The following is a 16,767-nucleotide window of genomic DNA, read 5'->3' on the forward strand; positions in this document are numbered from 1 at the left end:
TCAGTTTGCGATTTGAATGAGCAAGGCTTTCAAGTGCATATTAATATTGCAAGGAAAGACATTTACCTGATAATCACCCAGTTTTCTTCTGCAAAGCCACAAAAAACTTAATTTTCTGCTTAGATTTCTGCATAAGCATACTCAGAAAACTGCTTAAATTGTAGTCATATGATGAGTTCGCGGCTGGTCTGTGCTAAACTCTGCTGGTTTTTTTGCAGGGCCGCAGGAGCGGCTGTTATCGTAGAAGCTGCGGTAACGACACGCAATTGTGGCTATTTATTGAGTATTCCCCGGTTTAGCCGCCAGCAGGCATGATGCCCTTATCTTCGTCAATCACCAGACGCGCCTTGAAGCACACGCGTACTATCCAGATCGAAGCGTTCGCGCGCGATGATGGATTGTGGGATCTTGACGCCCGTATCACTGACTATAAGCCCCGCGATATCACCCTCGCATCTGGCGTGCGCCCGAATGGCAGCGCGCTGCATGACCTCAGCCTGCGCATTACCATTGATCTGCAATTGACCATCGTTGATGTAGAAGCCTCTTCTGATGCAGTCCCTTATCCGGGTTACTGCGAAGCGATCACCCCTGATTACAAGAAACTCATCGGCCTGAATTTACTCAGGCAATTTCGCCAGGGCGTGAAAGAACGCATGTCAGGCGTGCATGGTTGCACCCATTTGACCGAAATGGCGCAAATCCTGCCCACAGCGGCAGTCCAGGCTTTTGCCGGGGATGTGATTGATACCCGCGACGGTGCGACTGACCGTGGCCAGCAGGCGCAACAACCTTTTCAACTTGATCGCTGTCACGCCCTTCGTACTGACGGGCCGGCGGTTGTTCAGTATTACCCGCGTTGGGCAAAAGCATCGCCTGACGTGAAATCACCCAGCTAGTTTGTTTGTTTAATTATTTATACCTCAGTGTCTGAAGGGAAGTCGTATGAAAATTCATGAGTATCAGGGTAAAGAAATCCTCCGCAAATTCGGAGTGACAGTACCACGCGGTATTCCATGCCTGTCTGTTGACGAAGCTGTCAAAGCGGCTGAAACGCTGGGCGGACCAGTCTGGGTTGTCAAAGCACAGATACACGCCGGTGGCCGTGGCAAGGGTGGTGGCGTGAAAGTCGCCAAATCCCTGGAGCAAGTGCGTGAATACGCTGAGGCGATTCTGGGCATGCAACTGATCACGCATCAGACTAGCCCTGAAGGTCAAAAGGTTCGTCGCCTGTTGATCGAAGAAGGCGCAGATATCAAAAAAGAACTGTATGTGAGTATGGTTACTGACCGTATCAGCCAGCGTGTGGTCTTGATGGCCTCCAGCGAAGGCGGTATGGATATCGAAGAAGTGGCGGAATCACATCCAGAGCTGCTGCATTCCATCGCAATCGACCCGACCAATGGTTTGCAAGATGCTGAAGCGGATGATATCTCCCGCAAAATCGGCGTGCCTGAAGGCTCTATCGCTGACGCGCGTGTACAGTTGCAAGGTTTGTACAAAGCCTTCATGGAAACTGACTGCTCCCTGGCTGAGATCAATCCTTTGATCCTGACTGGCTCCGGCAAGGTTATCGCACTGGACGCAAAATTCAACTTCGATGCAAACGCATTGTTCCGTCAGCCAGAAATCGTCGCATACCGCGATCTGGATGAAGAAGATCCAGCTGAAATCGAAGCCTCCAAATTTGACCTGGCTTACATCTCTCTCGACGGCAATATCGGCTGTTTGGTCAACGGTGCTGGTCTGGCGATGGCAACGATGGATACCATCAAACTGTTCGGTGGCGAACCAGCCAACTTCCTCGACGTAGGTGGTGGCGCGACAGCAGAAAAAGTAACTGAAGCCTTCAAGATCATGTTGAAAAACCCAGGCCTGAAAGCCATCCTGGTCAACATTTTCGGCGGCATCATGCGTTGCGACGTGATCGCTGAAGGCGTGATCACTGCATCCAAGGCAGTTTCCCTGCAAGTGCCACTGGTTGTGCGTATGAAGGGTACTAACGAAGACATCGGCAAGAAGATGCTGGCTGACTCTGGCCTGCCTATCATCGCGGCTGACACGATGGAAGAAGCAGCGCAGAAGGTTGTTGCTGCCGCTGCTGCTAAAGCTTAATAATCGCAAGGAACAGATATGTCCATCCTGATCAATAAAGACACTAAAGTCATCACCCAAGGTATTACTGGCAAAACTGGCCAGTTCCATACTCGCATGTGCCGCGATTACGCAAACGGTAAAAACTGTTTCGTCGCTGGCGTGAACCCGAAAAAAGCTGGCGAAGATTTCGAAGGCATCCCGATTTTTGCTAACGTATCTGAAGCTAAAGCAGCTACTGGCGCAACAGTTTCCGTTATTTATGTTCCACCAGCAGGCGCAGCAGCTGCCATCTGGGAAGCTGTTGAAGCTGACCTGGATCTGGCAATTTGCATTACTGAAGGCATCCCTGTCCGTGACATGATGATGTTGAAAGATCGCATGGCAAAGTCCGGCAGCAAAACAAAATTGCTCGGCCCTAACTGCCCAGGTCTGATCACACCAGACGAAATCAAGATCGGCATCATGCCAGGCCATATCCACCGTAAAGGTCGTATCGGCGTGGTTTCCCGTTCCGGTACTTTGACTTATGAAGCAGTGGGGCAATTGACTGCACTGGGTCTGGGTCAATCTTCTGCTGTTGGTATTGGTGGTGATCCTATCAATGGTCTGAAACACATCGACATCATGAAGATGTTCAATGATGATCCAGATACTGATGCTGTCATCATGATCGGTGAAATCGGTGGTCCTGACGAAGCGAATGCTTCTTACTGGGTACGCGACAACATGAAGAAGCCAGTTGTTGGCTTCATCGCCGGTGTGACTGCGCCTCCGGGCAAACGCATGGGCCATGCTGGCGCGCTGATCTCTGGCGGTGCTGATACTGCGCAAGCCAAGCTCGACATCATGGAAGAATGCGGCATCAAGGCCACTAAAAACCCGTCAGAAATGGCGCGTTTGTTGAAAGCCATGCTGTAAGCTCACTGCTGTAAAGCTGCTGTACATGAAAAAGAGTCGCAAATTTTGCGACTCTTTTTTATTTATGCCTGGGTTTCTTGTGGATATCCGTGCAAATAGATTTCCTTAATGTTAAGCTTAAACATCAGTGGCTATTCGCTATTAAATGAAGTCTGTTTTTTGCGTAAGAATTATTTAGCTTATTGTCGAAATGCTTGGCGAAAGGATAAATAATGCTGCGCCAGTGAATGAGCCAGTGAGCTAGCAAAAGAACAGTTGGCAGGTCTTGCGCAAAATTGTCCGGCAACACTAAAGCTACGCCCGTATTTTCATAAGCGGTCGTAAGCAAGGCGGGTTCGCAAAGCAAGTGAGACTGTTTTGGGTAAGCCCTGATAAAAATAATTCCAATAAAGTCTTATCTAATTAATATAAATTTATTTACTCCAGGATTTATCCCAGCGTTTATTGATGCCATACCAGCGTGTACTAAAATTTGCTGCCCTGTCTGATACGGGCTTGGTCAGGTCGCATAACGAAGATGCCATCGTCGTTTGTGCTGACTATGGCTGCGTGGTCCTGGCCGATGGCATGGGGGGATATAACGCGGGCGAAGTCGCCAGCGCCATGACAGCCCAAATCATTGCTGAATATTTGTGTAGCAAGATGGATGCCATCTGGTTCCCCTCGATGGGGCCAAGGCCATTGGCGATGGCGCGCTGGATTACCGAGTCGGTCGAGCTGGCCAATCGCAACGTCTTGCATACTGCACAAACCAATCCTGATTGCGCAGGCATGGGTACCACGGTAGTGGTGGCATGTTGTTTGCAAGATAAGCTCTTGCTGGCGCATGTCGGTGATTCACGTGCTTATCGCTATCGCTCAGGTGCATTGACGCGGCTGACGCAGGATCATTCGGTGCTGCAGGAACAGATTAATGCTGGATTGGTTACTGAAGAAGAGGCACGTTATTCTTCTATTAAGAATCTGATCACCAGGGCAGTCGGCACTCTGGAAGAGGTGCATACGGAGTTGCATACGCACCATACTGAAGAGGAAGATTTGTATCTGATGTGCTCAGATGGATTGACCGATATGCTTGGGCATGATGAAATCCAATCCTTGATAAGACAGTACGAGTCTGATCTTGACCGCTGTGCCGAAGCGCTGATTGATGGTGCCAAGGACAGAGGCGGGCTGGATAATATTTCAGTTGTCCTGTTCCGTCTGGTAAACGAAGAAAACAAGTCCTGGTTGCAAAGAACATTTACCCGGTAGGTCGGGGATTATGAATTGATGAGAGATTTATGGCGAAAATTATCGTCACCTTTAATGGTTTGGTTCAGCAAGAAATCACTATCAGCAAATCACGCCTCACGGTAGGTCGGCGCCCCAGTAACGATATCGTCATCGATCACCTGACGGTCAGCGGTCAGCATGCCGCGATCGATACCTCTTCCAATGGTTCTTTTGTACTTGATCTTGGCAGTACCAATGGCACCATGGTGAATGCACAGCCTGTCAAAAAACATCTGCTGCAGCATGATGATGTCATCGACATCGGTAAATACAAATTAAGATTTCAGGTAGAAGAGTCAGGCAAGCAGACCTTTGTGCCTGAGCCAGGACAAGTGCAACCGGCTGCTGTCGATAAGCCCAGAGCCAAGATCAAGGTCATGAATGGCCCTAATTCAGGTAAAGAACTTAACCTGGTCAAGGCCGTCACTACGATAGGCAGCCCTGGTACCCAGGTCATCGCCATCACCCAGCAGGGCAAGGACTATGTAATAGCCCAGGTCGAAGGCAGTGCTGCGGCCACAGTCAATACCCAGTCCATCAAGGACAAACCACACACCCTCAAGCATGCAGACATGATAGAGCTGGCAGGGACAAAAATGGCAGTGATTTTTTACTAATCACATGCTGCATACCTTATCCCTGCCTGCATTTGAATGGCAGGGATAGCTCAGGTCAGGATGCCTGATTTCTTGCATTACCAGGTTCTGAACAGGGATTTTTAGCCCTCTCCATGCACGCTTGGTGTGCGTGTGTGCATAGAGTGGTTTTTGCAACAAGAAATATTCTTTTCAAATTTGTATCAAGCTTTGAAACAATTTTTTACATGACTGACAGACTTGTCACTCGTCTTTGTTATCTGACACAAACATTGACAAATATTTGCATGGATTAAATGGCAACTGCTGACGCATTTCGTCACTTCTTGTCTGATGGCTTATAAAACTGGCGATTTCCGCATAAGAAAATGCGTAGTTGTGCAGTAAACAAAAACTGGCACGGTGATTGCTACATGTAAAGCGTAGTTCCTGATTTCAACTTTTTCCTGGAGTTCATAATGAAAGCTTCCCCTACTCAGCTGCAACGCGGCTTTACACTGATCGAATTGATGATTGTTGTTGCAATTATCGGTATCTTGGCAGCGATCGCAATCCCTCAGTATTCTGATTACACATCCCGTACTCGTGCAGCTGGCGCAGTTGCAGAACTGGATAGTTTGAAGTCTGCAATGGCTATTTGCTATCAAAACGAAGGTGCTTGGACTAACTGTGCAACTACTGGTGCAAACGGTATCCCAACTTTCCCAACAACAACTAAATTCCTGCCAGTAGTTCCTACTGCTGCAGGCGCAGGTATCATCACTGCAACACAAACTGGCGCGACAACAACTGCTGGCGTACCTCTGACTTTGACATTGACTCCAACGATTTCCTCTGGTCAAGCTAACATGATCTGGACAGCAAGCGGCACAGTTTGCGATCCTATCCGTGGCTTGAAAGGTGGTCAAGGCGGCTGCCCATAATAGGCGGTGTTGTCTTAAAAAAAAGCCCACGTTGTTGTGGGCTTTTTTATTTTATGATCAAAAAATGTACAAAAAATGCAAAGTCTCCAGTATGTACGATTGCTGTTATTGAAATACTGTCTGCCGTCTGCCCAATGAGTAATTGATGAAGTTTGTGCCAAGCGGAAAATAAGATCCACTTATGTATTATTTACGGATTAAATAATAAATAAAGATTATTAACTTTTAATAATTACCTGAGAGTAAATTTAAAGAGCCTCTTGGATAGCTTTTGACTGGCGAATGTTTAAACATAAATTCTCATCGTGCAATGTTGAGAATAATTTACTCTTGATTAACTTTTTAGTTAAATATCCAATCTTACATGTAGGAGCAACAAATGAAATTACATAAAAAAACATTGCAACGTGGTTTTACGTTGATTGAATTGATGATAGTCGTGGCAATTATCGGTATCCTGGCTGCGATCGCAATCCCTCAGTATTCTGATTACACTTCCCGCACACGCGCAGCTGGCGCAGTTGCAGAACTGCAGAGCTTGAAAAAAGCGATGGCGATTTGCTTTCAAAACGAAGGTGCTTGGACTAACTGTGCAACTACTGGTGCAAACGGTATTCCAAGTTTTCCAACAACAACTAAATTCCTGCCAGTAGTTCCTACTGCTGCAGGTGCAGGTATCATCACTGCAACACAAACTGGCGCGACGACGACTGCTGGTGTTCCCTTGACTTTGACGTTGACTCCCACAATATCTTCTGGTCAGGCAAACATGATCTGGACAGCAAGCGGTACTGTTTGCGATCCTATCCGTGGTTTGAAAGGTGGCCAAGGCGGTTGCCCATAATAGTCAGGTTATAGTTGAAACCAGACTTGCCTCGCAATGCCGTTCAGTTAATCTTGAACGGCATTTTTATTTCAATGATTTTAAACTGTTGGCCATATGATTGACTTAATGCATTACATTTGATGACGTCGTCATTTTCTTGCAGAGGGCGGCCAGTATCCAAGTGAGTGGAGCGGAGTAGCATTTACCTTATGCACTTTTGTCTGCTTTGCTTATGATAGTGTTGTTGCGAGACTAGCTTTGCTTTACCTGTACAATCATAAATCGATTGCAGTAGTGAAAGTAATGACCGGGTAGGTTGAACGGTTTGCGTGAATTTCATTAGTGTAAAATTTGCAAAAATCTCTTTTCGTCAATTAAAACTTGAGTCCTAGCTGTGCGCTCAGTTATGTTAATTATCGGAAGGCGTGTATGCTTAATCGCTGATGACTTGGACTCGTCGGCCAAGATCGATCTTTATATGCAGGTATTAATTAATGAAATCATTTAAGCAGACTGTACAACGCGGGTTCACATTGATCGAACTGATGATAGTCGTGGCAATTATCGGTATCTTGTCCGCGATTGCTCTCCCTCAGTATTCTGATTACACATCCCGCACTCGTGCGGCCGGAGCAATTGCGGAATTACAGAGCTTGAAGCATGCGATATCGCTTTGTTATCAAATGGAAGGTGTATGGACTGGCTGTTCCACTACAGGTGCCAATGGCATTCCATCTTATCCTGTAACAACCAAGTTCCTGCCCGTGGTTCCTACTGCAGGGGGTAATGGCGTTATCACTGCAACACAAACTGGTGCGACAACAACTGGTGGTACATCTCTGGCAGTAACATTGACCCCGACAATCTCCAGCGGTCAGGCAAACATGATATGGACAGCAACTGGCACCTTATGTGACCCTATTCGCGGTTTGAAAGCGGGCCAGGGCGGCTGCTGACATGGATATGCCTGCAAGGTAAAAAACGACATAGTGGGTTTTTTTACCCATTCGTTTTCTATATTGAATAGAAAAATTACTGATCATACTTACTATTGCTGCACGTATGCGACTGCTATATGCAGGACGGGCTTTTTCGCATTTTCAATCCTTTTTTTGTTTTCTTGCTACAAATTGCTCAGCGCATTTACAATCTGGAATAGTTGATAGATATAGGTAGCGCTCACTTGAAAAATGAAACATGCTGAATTGGATTAAGAGTAAATTTTCATCAACTGCTGATAAAAGCGCAGACAAGGACCTCAAGCTCGTAGCGGCAGAAATGCATGGGAAGGTGCCGGATACCGTGGCTCCGGGGGCGACAGGAGACGAATATTTTAAAAACGGGAATTTTGTTGAGGCTGCAAATAGCTATCAACATGCCCTGGTCATCCAGCCAGACGATGCGGAACTAAATAATAAATTGGGTGATGCTTATTATGAGCAACGCAATTGTACTCAGGCTGAACAGTATTATAGAAAAGCATTATTAATCCGGCCAGATTTTCTCGATGCGGCCATCAATCTTGGTCTGAGCCTGGACGAACTGCGTCGTTATGATGATGCAGAACAGGTGTATCGCCAGATACTGCACTTCCATCCCGATTCACACCATGTCTTTTTTAATTTGGGCGTTACATTGACATCTCTGGGTCGTTTAGATGAGGCCATGTCCTGGTACCGGAAAGCTCTGGCGCTCAGACCCAAATTCAGTCATGCGCATTTTAACCTGGCAATTCTTTTGCAACGTCAGTCCTTACTCGACGAAGCAGAGTATCACTACAAGCAAACGATTGCAGCTGATTCAGGTAATTTTTCGGCCTATTGTAATCTTGGTATGATTTGCAAGGAACGTGGCAAGTTTGATGAGGCGGAAATCTATTTTCATGATGCCCTTAAGATCAATGAGCTTCATGTTGAAACCCGCAACAATCTTGGCTTGATTTTGCAGGAAAAAAATAAGCTGGAAGAAGCGGCATTATGTTTTCAATTTATCTTGAAAATACGTCCTGACTTCGCAGACGCATATGGCAATCTCGGGGATATCTACAAAAAGCAAAGCCGTCTTGAAGATGCAGAAAAATGTTATAAAACTGCGATATCGCTCCAGCCAGATGTCGCACGGTATCACTGTAATCTGGGCATCGTTTATCACGAGACCGCACGCTATCTTGAAGCGACCGCATCTTATCAACGATCCCTCAGTCTGGATGCAAATTCGCTCAATTTATTCAGTAACATGGGTAATACTTATTCTGATCGCGGCATGCGTGTCGAGGCAGAACAAAGTTATCGGAAGGCGCTTGAAATCAAGCCAGACCATGCCGAGACTTATGGCAATCTGTTGTTCCTGTTGAACTATGATCCTGACCGGAGTGCAGAACAGATATTTGCCGAATATCAGGCATACGACGAGAAATATGCGCGTCAACATCAGGATACATGGCAGGTATTCAGTAACGACAGAAATCCACAGCGCAGAATAAAAGTTGCTTATGTTTCCCCCGATTTTCGCCGGCATTCAGTGCAATATTTTCTTGAGCCTTTACTTGCGCATCATGACAGGCAGGCTTTTGAATTATTTGCCTACGCCGAATTAAAATATGAAGATGAAGTCAGTGCGCGCTATAAAAGCTACATTGATCACTGGATACCTACTGCTGGTTTATCTGATACTGCCCTGACAGAGCGCATACGAGCTGATGGCATTGACATCCTGATTGATCTTGCTGGTCATACCGGAAGTAATCGCTTACAGGTTTTTGCCCGCAAGCCAGCGCCAATACAGATTTCCTGGTTAGGTTATGGGTATACAACCGGTTTGAAAGCAATTGATTATTTCTTGACGGATGATACTTGTGCACCGTCCGGGGCTGAAGCCGTTTTTGCAGAGAAACTCTGGCGTCTGGAGACACCATCATTTGCATATCGTCCGGCGGATGGTATGGGGGAGGTGAGTTCGCTGCCAGCGCTGAAAAATGGATATGTCACTTTAGGAACACTCACCAGATCAGTCAGGCTTAACCATCTCACCATACGTGCCTGGGCGGCCATCTTGAAAAGAATAGATGGTGCCAAATTATTGATCAATAGCGGAAATTTTAAAAATGCTGATTTGCGACTGGATCTTGAAGAAAAATTTGCCGCATTTGGTATAGACAAGTCCCGCCTGGAAATTGGCTATGACACCCCACCCTGGAATACTTTGAGAAAGATTGATATAGGCCTGGACTGTTTTCCGCACAATTCCGGCACGACGCTGTTTGAGACTTTGTATATGGGGATTCCTTATGTGACGCTGGCGGGACGGCCTAGTGTCGGCTTGTTGGGAAGTTCAATTCTGAAAGGCGTTAATCATCCTGAATGGATAGCGCAAACCGAAGAGGAATACATCAATAAAGTTGTAGAGCTTGCCAGCAATATTGATGCACTTTCGCAAGTGCGTGACAATTTGCGAGAAGAAATGAAACAGAGCAAGTTAATGGACGAAGCAGGGTTTGCGGCCAAAGTAGATATAGCTTTGCGTACCATGTGGACTAAATGGTGCGAAGAGACGAATTTACATCGGACTGGAACGTAAATTCTTACGGTGAAAACGGTTTGCTTAAATCTATGCGTCTTTTAAACCAGGCGAGCCTGTAAAAATATATGCGATGTCTGCCTGACATCGCTTTTGGTTCTCAGATTTAAATCCTGTATGACGGTTTAGCAGCCGCCCTGGCCCGGTTTCAGACCGCGAATCGGATCACAAACAGTGCCAGTGTTTGTCCACATCATATTGCTTTGACCAGAAGAAATCACTGGTGTCAATATAATGCTTAACGCTGTCCCTGTAGTGGTAGTTGCGCTAGTCGTAGTTTGCGTAATAACACCTGCATTTGAAATTGTAGGCGCGTTATTAGTCAAAAATTTTGATGTGATAACAGTGGGAATGGAATTACTTCCCATGACTGTGCAGTTTGTCCAGCTATTTTCATTTTGGTAGCAAATGGACAGCTCTTTTTTCAAGCTATTGAGTTCAGATATGGCGCCAGACGCACGTGTACGGGAAACATAGTCAGAATATTGTGGGATGGCGATTGCTGCCAGAATACCAATAATGGCGACCACTATCATCAATTCTATTAGCGTAAAGCCTTGCTGAATTTTTTTTGAATATCTTTGCATTTCTCTCTCCCCAGCGGCAAAAAACAGTTTAGTTATGAGTTAGAGGCAAATTTTGTGCCAATCACACAATTGCTCTCAGAATTGTCGGTTTTACGCCAATGCTGGATGGTTATAGCTGCAATTGTTTTCAACATTGAAGCTTGTAATTGTTAAGCTGGTTGATGCGCAGTAAATACCAGGCTGTACAGTGATAAGAGATTGAAAACCGTGCAATAGCAGTCAAGTGCTTTGACTTTGATAGGAGAAATTTGAGATTGCTCAGGGCAGCTAAATGCGCACATGTATCTACCACATTCAAATTAATGAACGCTTGGCATCAGCCACGATATTTCTTGATATTTTGACTCTATCTGTGAAGAAATGCTGCAAAGATAAATTTTAGTGACAAAAAACGTCAATTAAATACAAAAATTTGCACTTGTTTCGAAATTGTTACACTTTAGGTCAATGTTTTTTTAATAATGCAGATAAAACAAAATATATGTTGCTAAAGCAACTTATCGAGTGTAAGCCGGGCCTAGAACCCGAGCGCACTACCATCTGGATTGCGCGGGTCAGAATAACCGGCAAATCCTTGTGGCACGATTTGTATGGTCTGGGTTTTGCCCAGGGAGGCAGTGGGGCGCAATACCTGGCCTTTTTGTTCCAGTAGGCGCAAGGTGTCCATGCTGATGCCTTTTTCAAAGCGCAACTGATCCGGCATCCATTGCTGGTGTATGCGTGGCGAAATGGTGGCTTCTGCCACGTTCATGTCATGGTCTATGACGTTCAATATGGTTTGCAAGGTCGTCGTGATAATGCGGCTGCCACCAGGGCTGCCGGTCACCAGGAAGGGCTTGCCGTCCTTGAGCACTATCGTGGGTGACATCGAACTTAAAGGCCGCTTCCAGCCCTGTACGGCGTTGGCATCGCCACCCAGCAAGCCAAAGGCATTTGGTACACCAGCCTTGACCGAGAAATCGTCCATTTCATTGTTCAGAACGATGCCTGTGCCAGTGGCAACGATGCCGCTGCCAAAGTTCAGGTTCAGGGTGTAGGTGGTGGCGACAACGTTGCCGAATTTGTCGGCCACGCTGTAATGTGTGGTCTGGTCGCTTTCATAAGGCAAGGGTTTGCCGGGTTTGATTTCGGCGGAAGGTGTGGCGCGGTCTGGCTGGATTTTTTTGACCAGTTCATCCGCATAAGCGCGTGAAGTCAGGCCCTTGAGCGGTACCTTGTAATAATCAGGGTCGCCCAGGAATTCAGAACGGTCAGCATAGGCCAGTTTCATCACCTCGCTGAGCTGATGCAGGGTCTGCGCGCTGTTGGCACCTTGCTCTTTCAAGGGATAGTGTTCCAGCATGTTCAGCATCTGTATGATGTGCACGCCACCAGAGCTGGGTGGCGGCATCGAGACCACTTCATAGCCGCGATAATTGCCGCGCACCGGGATGCGTTCCACCGCTTTGTAATTTTTCAGGTCACTGGCAGAAATCAGGCCTTCATGCTGCTGCATTTCAGCGACGATTTTTTTAGCGACCGCACCTTCATAAAATGCTGACGGGCCTTGCTCGGCAATCAGGCGCAGCGACTGCGCCAGGTTTTTTTGCAGCAAGCGCTCACCAGCCTCCAAGGGTTTGCCATCCTTGAAAAAAATCGCGCGGCTGGCTGGCCATTTGCCCAACTGGTTTTTGCTTGAATCAATTACCTCCGCCAGATGCGGGCTGATCTCAAAACCCTGATCGGCCAGGCGTATCGCCGGGGCGATGACATCCTTCCATTTCATGCTGCCATATTTGCGCAAGGCCAGGTCCATGCCTGACACCGTGCCGGGTATGCCGACCGCCAGATGGCTATACAGGGATTTGCCGGAGATGACATTGCCCTTGGCATCCAGGTACATGTCGCGGCTGGCTTTTTCTGGTGCCAGTTCACGAAAATCCAGCGCGATATCTTTACCTGATTTGCTGTCATGAATAATCATGAAGCCACCACCACCAATATTGCCAGCGTTTGGCAAGACTACAGCAAGGGCGAAACCGACTGCCACTGCAGCATCCACTGCATTGCCGCCACGCTTGAGTATATCGAGGCCAACCTGGGTCGCCAGCGTCTGTTCTGTCGCCACCATACCTTGTTTTGCATAGACCGGGCTGATGATGGGATAGCTGGTGTCATATTTGATACCAGCAGCCAGTTGCGCCTGGCTGGCGGGGCTGGCTACGGCGAAACACAGGGGAACGAGCAGACTCAGGTATAGCTTGCGGCAGGAGGGCGAGGGCATGCGTTTAACTCCGGAAATCAGTGATGGTATAAATAGTAATACCAATTCTGACATGGCATGCGGATAAAGTATCCCTGATGTACAAAATAAAAAAGCCGCCCGAAGGCGGCTTCCAATTAATCTGCATAAATGCAAATTATTTTGCTTCAGCTTCTGCAGAAGTTGCGCCAGCTGGGATAACAGCGATAGCAACAGTAGCGTCACCACCGTGTACTACAGCTGTCACGCCTTTTGGCAGTGTCAGTTGAGATACGTGGATGGATTGACCGGCTTCCAGTTTGGACAGGTCAACTTCAACGAATTCTGGCAAGTCTGCTGGCAAGCAGGAAACATCCAGTTCAACAGCAACGTGGCTGATTACTGCCGCAGACAATTTCACTGCTGGAGATACTTCAGCATTGATGAAATGCAGTGGCACTTTAACGTGGATTTTCTGGTTAGGATCTACGCGTTGGAAATCAGCATGCAAAACCAGTTGTTTGTATGCGTGGACCTGGAAGTCGCGCAACAATACTTTTTCTGATTTGCCATCAACTTCCAGGTCCAGAATGGAAGAGTGGAAGGCTTCTTTTTTCAATGCGTGGTACAGCGCATTGTGATCCAGAGTGATGGATACCGGGGCTTCTGTGCCGCCGTAGATGATGCCAGGTGTTTGGCCAGCAAGGCGCAGGCGGCGGCTCGCTCCGGTCCCCTGTACATTGCGTGCAAATGCGATTACTTTCATGGTGTTACTCCAAAAAATGCAAAACATTGATTTGTTTTGCGGTATTGAACCCCCGCGACCAGGGGCCCAGAAAATAGCCCTGTCATCAAGAAGATGGCAGGGCCGGAAAATACTTTAGTCCGTGAACAAGGAGATGACAGACTCGCCCTTGGTGATGCGGCGGAAAGTCTCGGCCAGCAGGCTGTCGCAAGACAATTGACGAATCTTGGAGCAGGCCCGGGCAGCTTCTGTCAGCGGAATCGTGTCTGTCACGACCAGTTCATCCAGCGGCGATTGCGAAATACGTTGTATCGCAGGGCCGGATAAAACAGGGTGAGTACAGTAAGCCAATACTTTCTTGGCACCACGTTCTTTCAATACTTCAGCAGCTTTGGTCAGTGTGCCGGCAGTGTCAACCATGTCATCCATGATGACGCAGTTACGGCCTTCAACTTCACCAATGATATTCATGACTTCAGAGACATTCGCTTTGGGACGGCGTTTGTCGATGATGGCCAGATCACAACCCAGGCGTTTTGCCAAGGCGCGGGCACGTACCACACCGCCCACGTCAGGGGAAACCACCAGCAAGTCTTCGTAATTCTTGGCGACCAGGTCACCCAGCAAAATTGGCGAAGCGTAAATATTATCAACAGGGATATCAAAGAAACCCTGGATTTGATCAGCATGCAAGTCCATGATCAGCACGCGGTCTACACCGGCTTCTTCCAGCATGTTGGCAACGACCTTGGCAGAGATCGCCACACGCGCAGAGCGGGGGCGACGATCTTGACGGGCATAACCAAAATAAGGGATAGCGGCAGTGATACGACCGGCAGAAGCACGTTTCAGTGCATCGACCATCAACATGATTTCCATCAGGTTGTCGTTGGTGGGTGCGCAGGTGGATTGCAAAACGAAAACATCTTTACCGCGAACGTTTTCGTTGATCTCGACCAGTACTTCGCCGTCAGAGAATTTGGAAACGTCTGCCTTGCCCAGGGGGATGCCGAGTTGTTTGGCAACACCGGCAGCCAGTGCAGGATTGGCGTTGCCAGTGAAAACCATCATGTTGTCATTTGCGCGCGCATTTGCCATGGCTGGGACCTATCGGCTGAGATTTTGTGGGTCTGGCTTATTTTGCATGGGTTTTACACAAAAATAGCCGCTGATAAAACTGAAAAAGCCGCCGCACAATCTATGCGGCGGCTTTAATTTAATGGCAGGGGAAGAAGGATTCGAACCTTCGCATGCCGGAATCAAAATCCGGTGCCTTAACCAGCTTGGCGACTCCCCTACACAACCGTTTGCCTGTTTCCAAGTTCGCCGCTATTTTAGCGTTAAACCGGCTTCAAGCCAAATATTTTTCAATCCCAATTTCTGCGCCATCGGGTGGCTACTCAGCGCTTTTGCTTTCCATGATGTCCAGCGATCGGGTACTTGTTTTAAGACTATGTCTGCTGCCGTTTCGTCGGCGAAGGCACAAAAAACACAAGCTCCAGATCCCGTCATCCTTGCATCGCCGTATTGTGAGAGCCACTTAATGGCTGCATCAACTTGCGGGAACAATGCGCAGGCAACTGTTTGCAGATCGTTTTTCCAATTATGTTTTGCATCACTGGAAAAGTCCGCTATTCTGACCGGATTCGTGTCCCTTGTCAACTCCTTTGCCGAAAAAATTGCAGGCGTTGGGACTTGTACGCCCGGTTCCAGTACCACAAACCAGACATCTGGCGTGACCAGCGCCTGCAATTCTTCCCCCACCCCTTCTGCAAAGGCATTTGTTCCAAATAGAAAGAAAGGCACGTCTGCCCCCAGTTGCAGCGCCAGTTTCATCAACTCTTCGCGCTGTACACCAGTTTGCCATAAATGATTCAGCGCCAGCAGGGTAGTGGCCGCGTCAGATGAACCGCCACCCAGACCACCACCCATGGGCAGGTTTTTGCGCAAAGTCAGGTTCGCACCCAAAGTGCAGCCAGTATGGGTTTGCAATAAGCTTGCTGCACGGACGATAAGATCGCTGTCCGCTGGCACGCCCTCTATCTCATTGGTTCTGCATATCTGGCCATCGGCCCGCACTTCTACATCCAGGTAATCGCAACGGTCTATCAACTGGAATGCAGTTTGCAGCAAATGATAACCATCCGCCCGGCGGCCAGTCACATGTAAAAACAGGTTGAGCTTGGCCGGGGCCGGGCAGTTGTCCAGTCGACTCATTTCCATTCATTCACCACGATGCGGATAGAAACATCACCAGCTTGCTCGGTATATCTTTGCAAGTCTATGCGCTTTGGGAAGCTCGGTTGTTCATGCCAACTGACATAGCGCAGTTTCCAGCCTTGGGTATTCACAGTCTGGTCTTCAGCCTTTACTGCAACTAATGGTTTGCCATCCGCAGCGACAAAGCCCTGCAGCCAATCACGCAAACCTGCTACGGGTAAAGACCAGCCCAGGGTATCTTGCAAGAGTTGGTCAAGATCACTGGCACTGCGCGGGGCCTTGCCATCTTGTTCCAATGTGGCACCTTGTGCAGTCTGGGTAATGCGTGCCATGGTCTGGCCCAGTGGTGACAAGAGATTGATACGTATGCCCTGGGTATCCTGTTCCCATTCAAAGCCCCCAGGCAGGCTTTGTGGCTTGTCGGCCTGCTGGTACTGGATGGATATTTTGCCGCTGATTTGTATTTTTTGCTGATATTGACGGGTGCTTGCCAAGTTGGCTGCATTGCTTGCGTTGCTTGCATTGGCAGTGCTGGCTGTGACTGCTGCCGGTGTTTGCGCCGGGCTATTCAGGCTGGCGCAACCGGTGCTGAGCAAGGCGCACAAAAAGGCAGAGGCGAGCAGGCTAAATCGAGTGTTTGATGGCATGGTTGCTAAGGAATGTCTGATTAAGTTCTAATTTTCTTCAATTTCAAAATCATGTTCAGGCAAAAGCATGAAATGCGTTGCAGGAACATGATGATCTTCATAAATTGGGGAACATCTCCCCCATCTGTATCAGTTC

General features: G+C 47.9%; 15 protein-coding genes and 1 tRNA gene. 9 read left to right on the plus strand and 7 right to left on the minus strand.

From position 1 onward, the window contains the following. Positions 1-314 precede the first annotated feature (314 nt). The 9 genes from ACO0LD_RS30260 (at position 315) to ACO0LD_RS30300 (ending at position 10,211) form a co-directional block, all read left to right on the plus strand. Entirely contained in the window at positions 315-899 is a 585-nt protein-coding gene (locus ACO0LD_RS30260; protein ID WP_423013006.1) for a DUF2889 domain-containing protein, read from the plus strand. 31 nt (positions 900-930) lie between these two features. Further along, positions 931-2,115: an ADP-forming succinate--CoA ligase subunit beta gene (gene sucC / locus ACO0LD_RS30265; RefSeq protein ID WP_423013008.1), complete on the plus strand. Its 1,185-nt coding sequence runs from the start codon at positions 931-933 to the stop codon at positions 2,113-2,115. Positions 2,116-2,133: 18 nt separating this feature from the next. Next, positions 2,134-3,015 (plus strand): succinate--CoA ligase subunit alpha, encoded by an 882-nt coding sequence (gene sucD / locus ACO0LD_RS30270; RefSeq protein WP_186947208.1) that lies wholly within the window; start codon positions 2,134-2,136, stop codon positions 3,013-3,015. Between the two features lie 447 nt (positions 3,016-3,462). Beyond that, positions 3,463-4,269, plus strand: a complete 807-nt coding sequence (locus ACO0LD_RS30275; protein ID WP_423012982.1) for a Stp1/IreP family PP2C-type Ser/Thr phosphatase — start codon at positions 3,463-3,465, stop codon at positions 4,267-4,269. A gap of 29 nt (positions 4,270-4,298) precedes the next feature. Then, the gene (locus tag ACO0LD_RS30280) at positions 4,299-4,907 is read left to right on the plus strand and encodes an FHA domain-containing protein (protein ID WP_423012984.1); all 609 of its coding nucleotides are present in this window, start codon (positions 4,299-4,301) and stop codon (positions 4,905-4,907) included. Positions 4,908-5,344: 437 nt separating this feature from the next. After that, positions 5,345-5,809 carry a pilin gene (locus ACO0LD_RS30285; protein ID WP_423012986.1) on the plus strand — a complete coding sequence of 155 codons (465 nt, stop codon included), beginning with the start codon at positions 5,345-5,347 and terminating at the stop codon, positions 5,807-5,809. 379 nt (positions 5,810-6,188) lie between these two features. Then, positions 6,189-6,653, plus strand: a complete 465-nt coding sequence (locus tag ACO0LD_RS30290) for a pilin (RefSeq protein ID WP_423012988.1) — start codon at positions 6,189-6,191, stop codon at positions 6,651-6,653. Between the two features lie 476 nt (positions 6,654-7,129). After that, positions 7,130-7,591, plus strand: a complete 462-nt coding sequence (locus ACO0LD_RS30295; RefSeq protein ID WP_423012990.1) for a pilin — start codon at positions 7,130-7,132, stop codon at positions 7,589-7,591. Positions 7,592-7,832: 241 nt separating this feature from the next. After that, positions 7,833-10,211, plus strand: coding sequence for a tetratricopeptide repeat protein (locus ACO0LD_RS30300; protein ID WP_423012992.1), 2,379 nt, complete (start codon positions 7,833-7,835; stop codon positions 10,209-10,211). A gap of 125 nt (positions 10,212-10,336) precedes the next feature. On the opposite strand, the gene ACO0LD_RS30305 is transcribed toward ACO0LD_RS30300, so the two are convergent. The 7 genes from ACO0LD_RS30305 to lolB all read right to left on the minus strand — a co-directional run bounded on the left by ACO0LD_RS30305 (position 10,337) and on the right by lolB (position 16,631). After that, positions 10,337-10,798 (minus strand): pilin, encoded by a 462-nt coding sequence (locus ACO0LD_RS30305; protein ID WP_423012994.1) that lies wholly within the window; start codon positions 10,796-10,798, stop codon positions 10,337-10,339. Between the two features lie 517 nt (positions 10,799-11,315). Then, positions 11,316-13,061, minus strand: coding sequence for a gamma-glutamyltransferase (gene ggt / locus ACO0LD_RS30310; protein WP_423012996.1), 1,746 nt, complete (start codon positions 13,059-13,061; stop codon positions 11,316-11,318). A 136-nt stretch (positions 13,062-13,197) separates the two neighbouring features. Then, positions 13,198-13,785: a 50S ribosomal protein L25/general stress protein Ctc gene (locus tag ACO0LD_RS30315; protein WP_423012998.1), complete on the minus strand. Its 588-nt coding sequence runs from the start codon at positions 13,783-13,785 to the stop codon at positions 13,198-13,200. Between the two features lie 114 nt (positions 13,786-13,899). After that, the gene (locus ACO0LD_RS30320; protein WP_423013000.1) at positions 13,900-14,862 is read right to left on the minus strand and encodes a ribose-phosphate pyrophosphokinase; all 963 of its coding nucleotides are present in this window, start codon (positions 14,860-14,862) and stop codon (positions 13,900-13,902) included. 122 nt (positions 14,863-14,984) lie between these two features. Further along, positions 14,985-15,061: transfer RNA gene (locus tag ACO0LD_RS30325), tRNA-Gln, on the minus strand. 32 nt (positions 15,062-15,093) lie between these two features. Further along, the gene (ispE, locus tag ACO0LD_RS30330; RefSeq protein WP_423013002.1) at positions 15,094-15,981 is read right to left on the minus strand and encodes a 4-(cytidine 5'-diphospho)-2-C-methyl-D-erythritol kinase; all 888 of its coding nucleotides are present in this window, start codon (positions 15,979-15,981) and stop codon (positions 15,094-15,096) included. Further along, positions 15,978-16,631 (minus strand): lipoprotein insertase outer membrane protein LolB, encoded by a 654-nt coding sequence (gene lolB / locus ACO0LD_RS30335; RefSeq protein ID WP_423013004.1) that lies wholly within the window; start codon positions 16,629-16,631, stop codon positions 15,978-15,980. The genes ispE and lolB overlap by 4 nt, the downstream gene beginning before the upstream one ends. Positions 16,632-16,767: the final 136 nt, after the last annotated feature.

The sequence above is a fragment of the Undibacterium sp. Ji83W genome (genome assembly GCF_049340385.1).
Taxonomy (GTDB): Bacteria; Pseudomonadota; Gammaproteobacteria; order Burkholderiales; family Burkholderiaceae_D; genus Undibacterium.

Coding starts and splice junctions, on each gene's coding strand:
- ACO0LD_RS30260 (WP_423013006.1), top strand. CDS start 315: ATGCCCTTATCTTCGTCAATCACCAGACGCGCCTTGAAGCACACGCGT.
- ACO0LD_RS30300 (WP_423012992.1), top strand. CDS start 7,833: ATGCTGAATTGGATTAAGAGTAAATTTTCATCAACTGCTGATAAAAGC.
- ispE (WP_423013002.1), bottom strand. CDS start 15,981: ATGAGTCGACTGGACAACTGCCCGGCCCCGGCCAAGCTCAACCTGTTT.
- ACO0LD_RS30275 (WP_423012982.1), top strand. CDS start 3,463: ATGCCATACCAGCGTGTACTAAAATTTGCTGCCCTGTCTGATACGGGC.
- ACO0LD_RS30285 (WP_423012986.1), top strand. CDS start 5,345: ATGAAAGCTTCCCCTACTCAGCTGCAACGCGGCTTTACACTGATCGAA.
- ggt (WP_423012996.1), bottom strand. CDS start 13,061: ATGCCCTCGCCCTCCTGCCGCAAGCTATACCTGAGTCTGCTCGTTCCC.
- ACO0LD_RS30295 (WP_423012990.1), top strand. CDS start 7,130: ATGAAATCATTTAAGCAGACTGTACAACGCGGGTTCACATTGATCGAA.
- ACO0LD_RS30280 (WP_423012984.1), top strand. CDS start 4,299: ATGGCGAAAATTATCGTCACCTTTAATGGTTTGGTTCAGCAAGAAATC.
- ACO0LD_RS30290 (WP_423012988.1), top strand. CDS start 6,189: ATGAAATTACATAAAAAAACATTGCAACGTGGTTTTACGTTGATTGAA.
- ACO0LD_RS30320 (WP_423013000.1), bottom strand. CDS start 14,862: ATGGCAAATGCGCGCGCAAATGACAACATGATGGTTTTCACTGGCAAC.
- lolB (WP_423013004.1), bottom strand. CDS start 16,631: ATGCCATCAAACACTCGATTTAGCCTGCTCGCCTCTGCCTTTTTGTGC.
- sucD (WP_186947208.1), top strand. CDS start 2,134: ATGTCCATCCTGATCAATAAAGACACTAAAGTCATCACCCAAGGTATT.
- ACO0LD_RS30315 (WP_423012998.1), bottom strand. CDS start 13,785: ATGAAAGTAATCGCATTTGCACGCAATGTACAGGGGACCGGAGCGAGC.
- ACO0LD_RS30305 (WP_423012994.1), bottom strand. CDS start 10,798: ATGCAAAGATATTCAAAAAAAATTCAGCAAGGCTTTACGCTAATAGAA.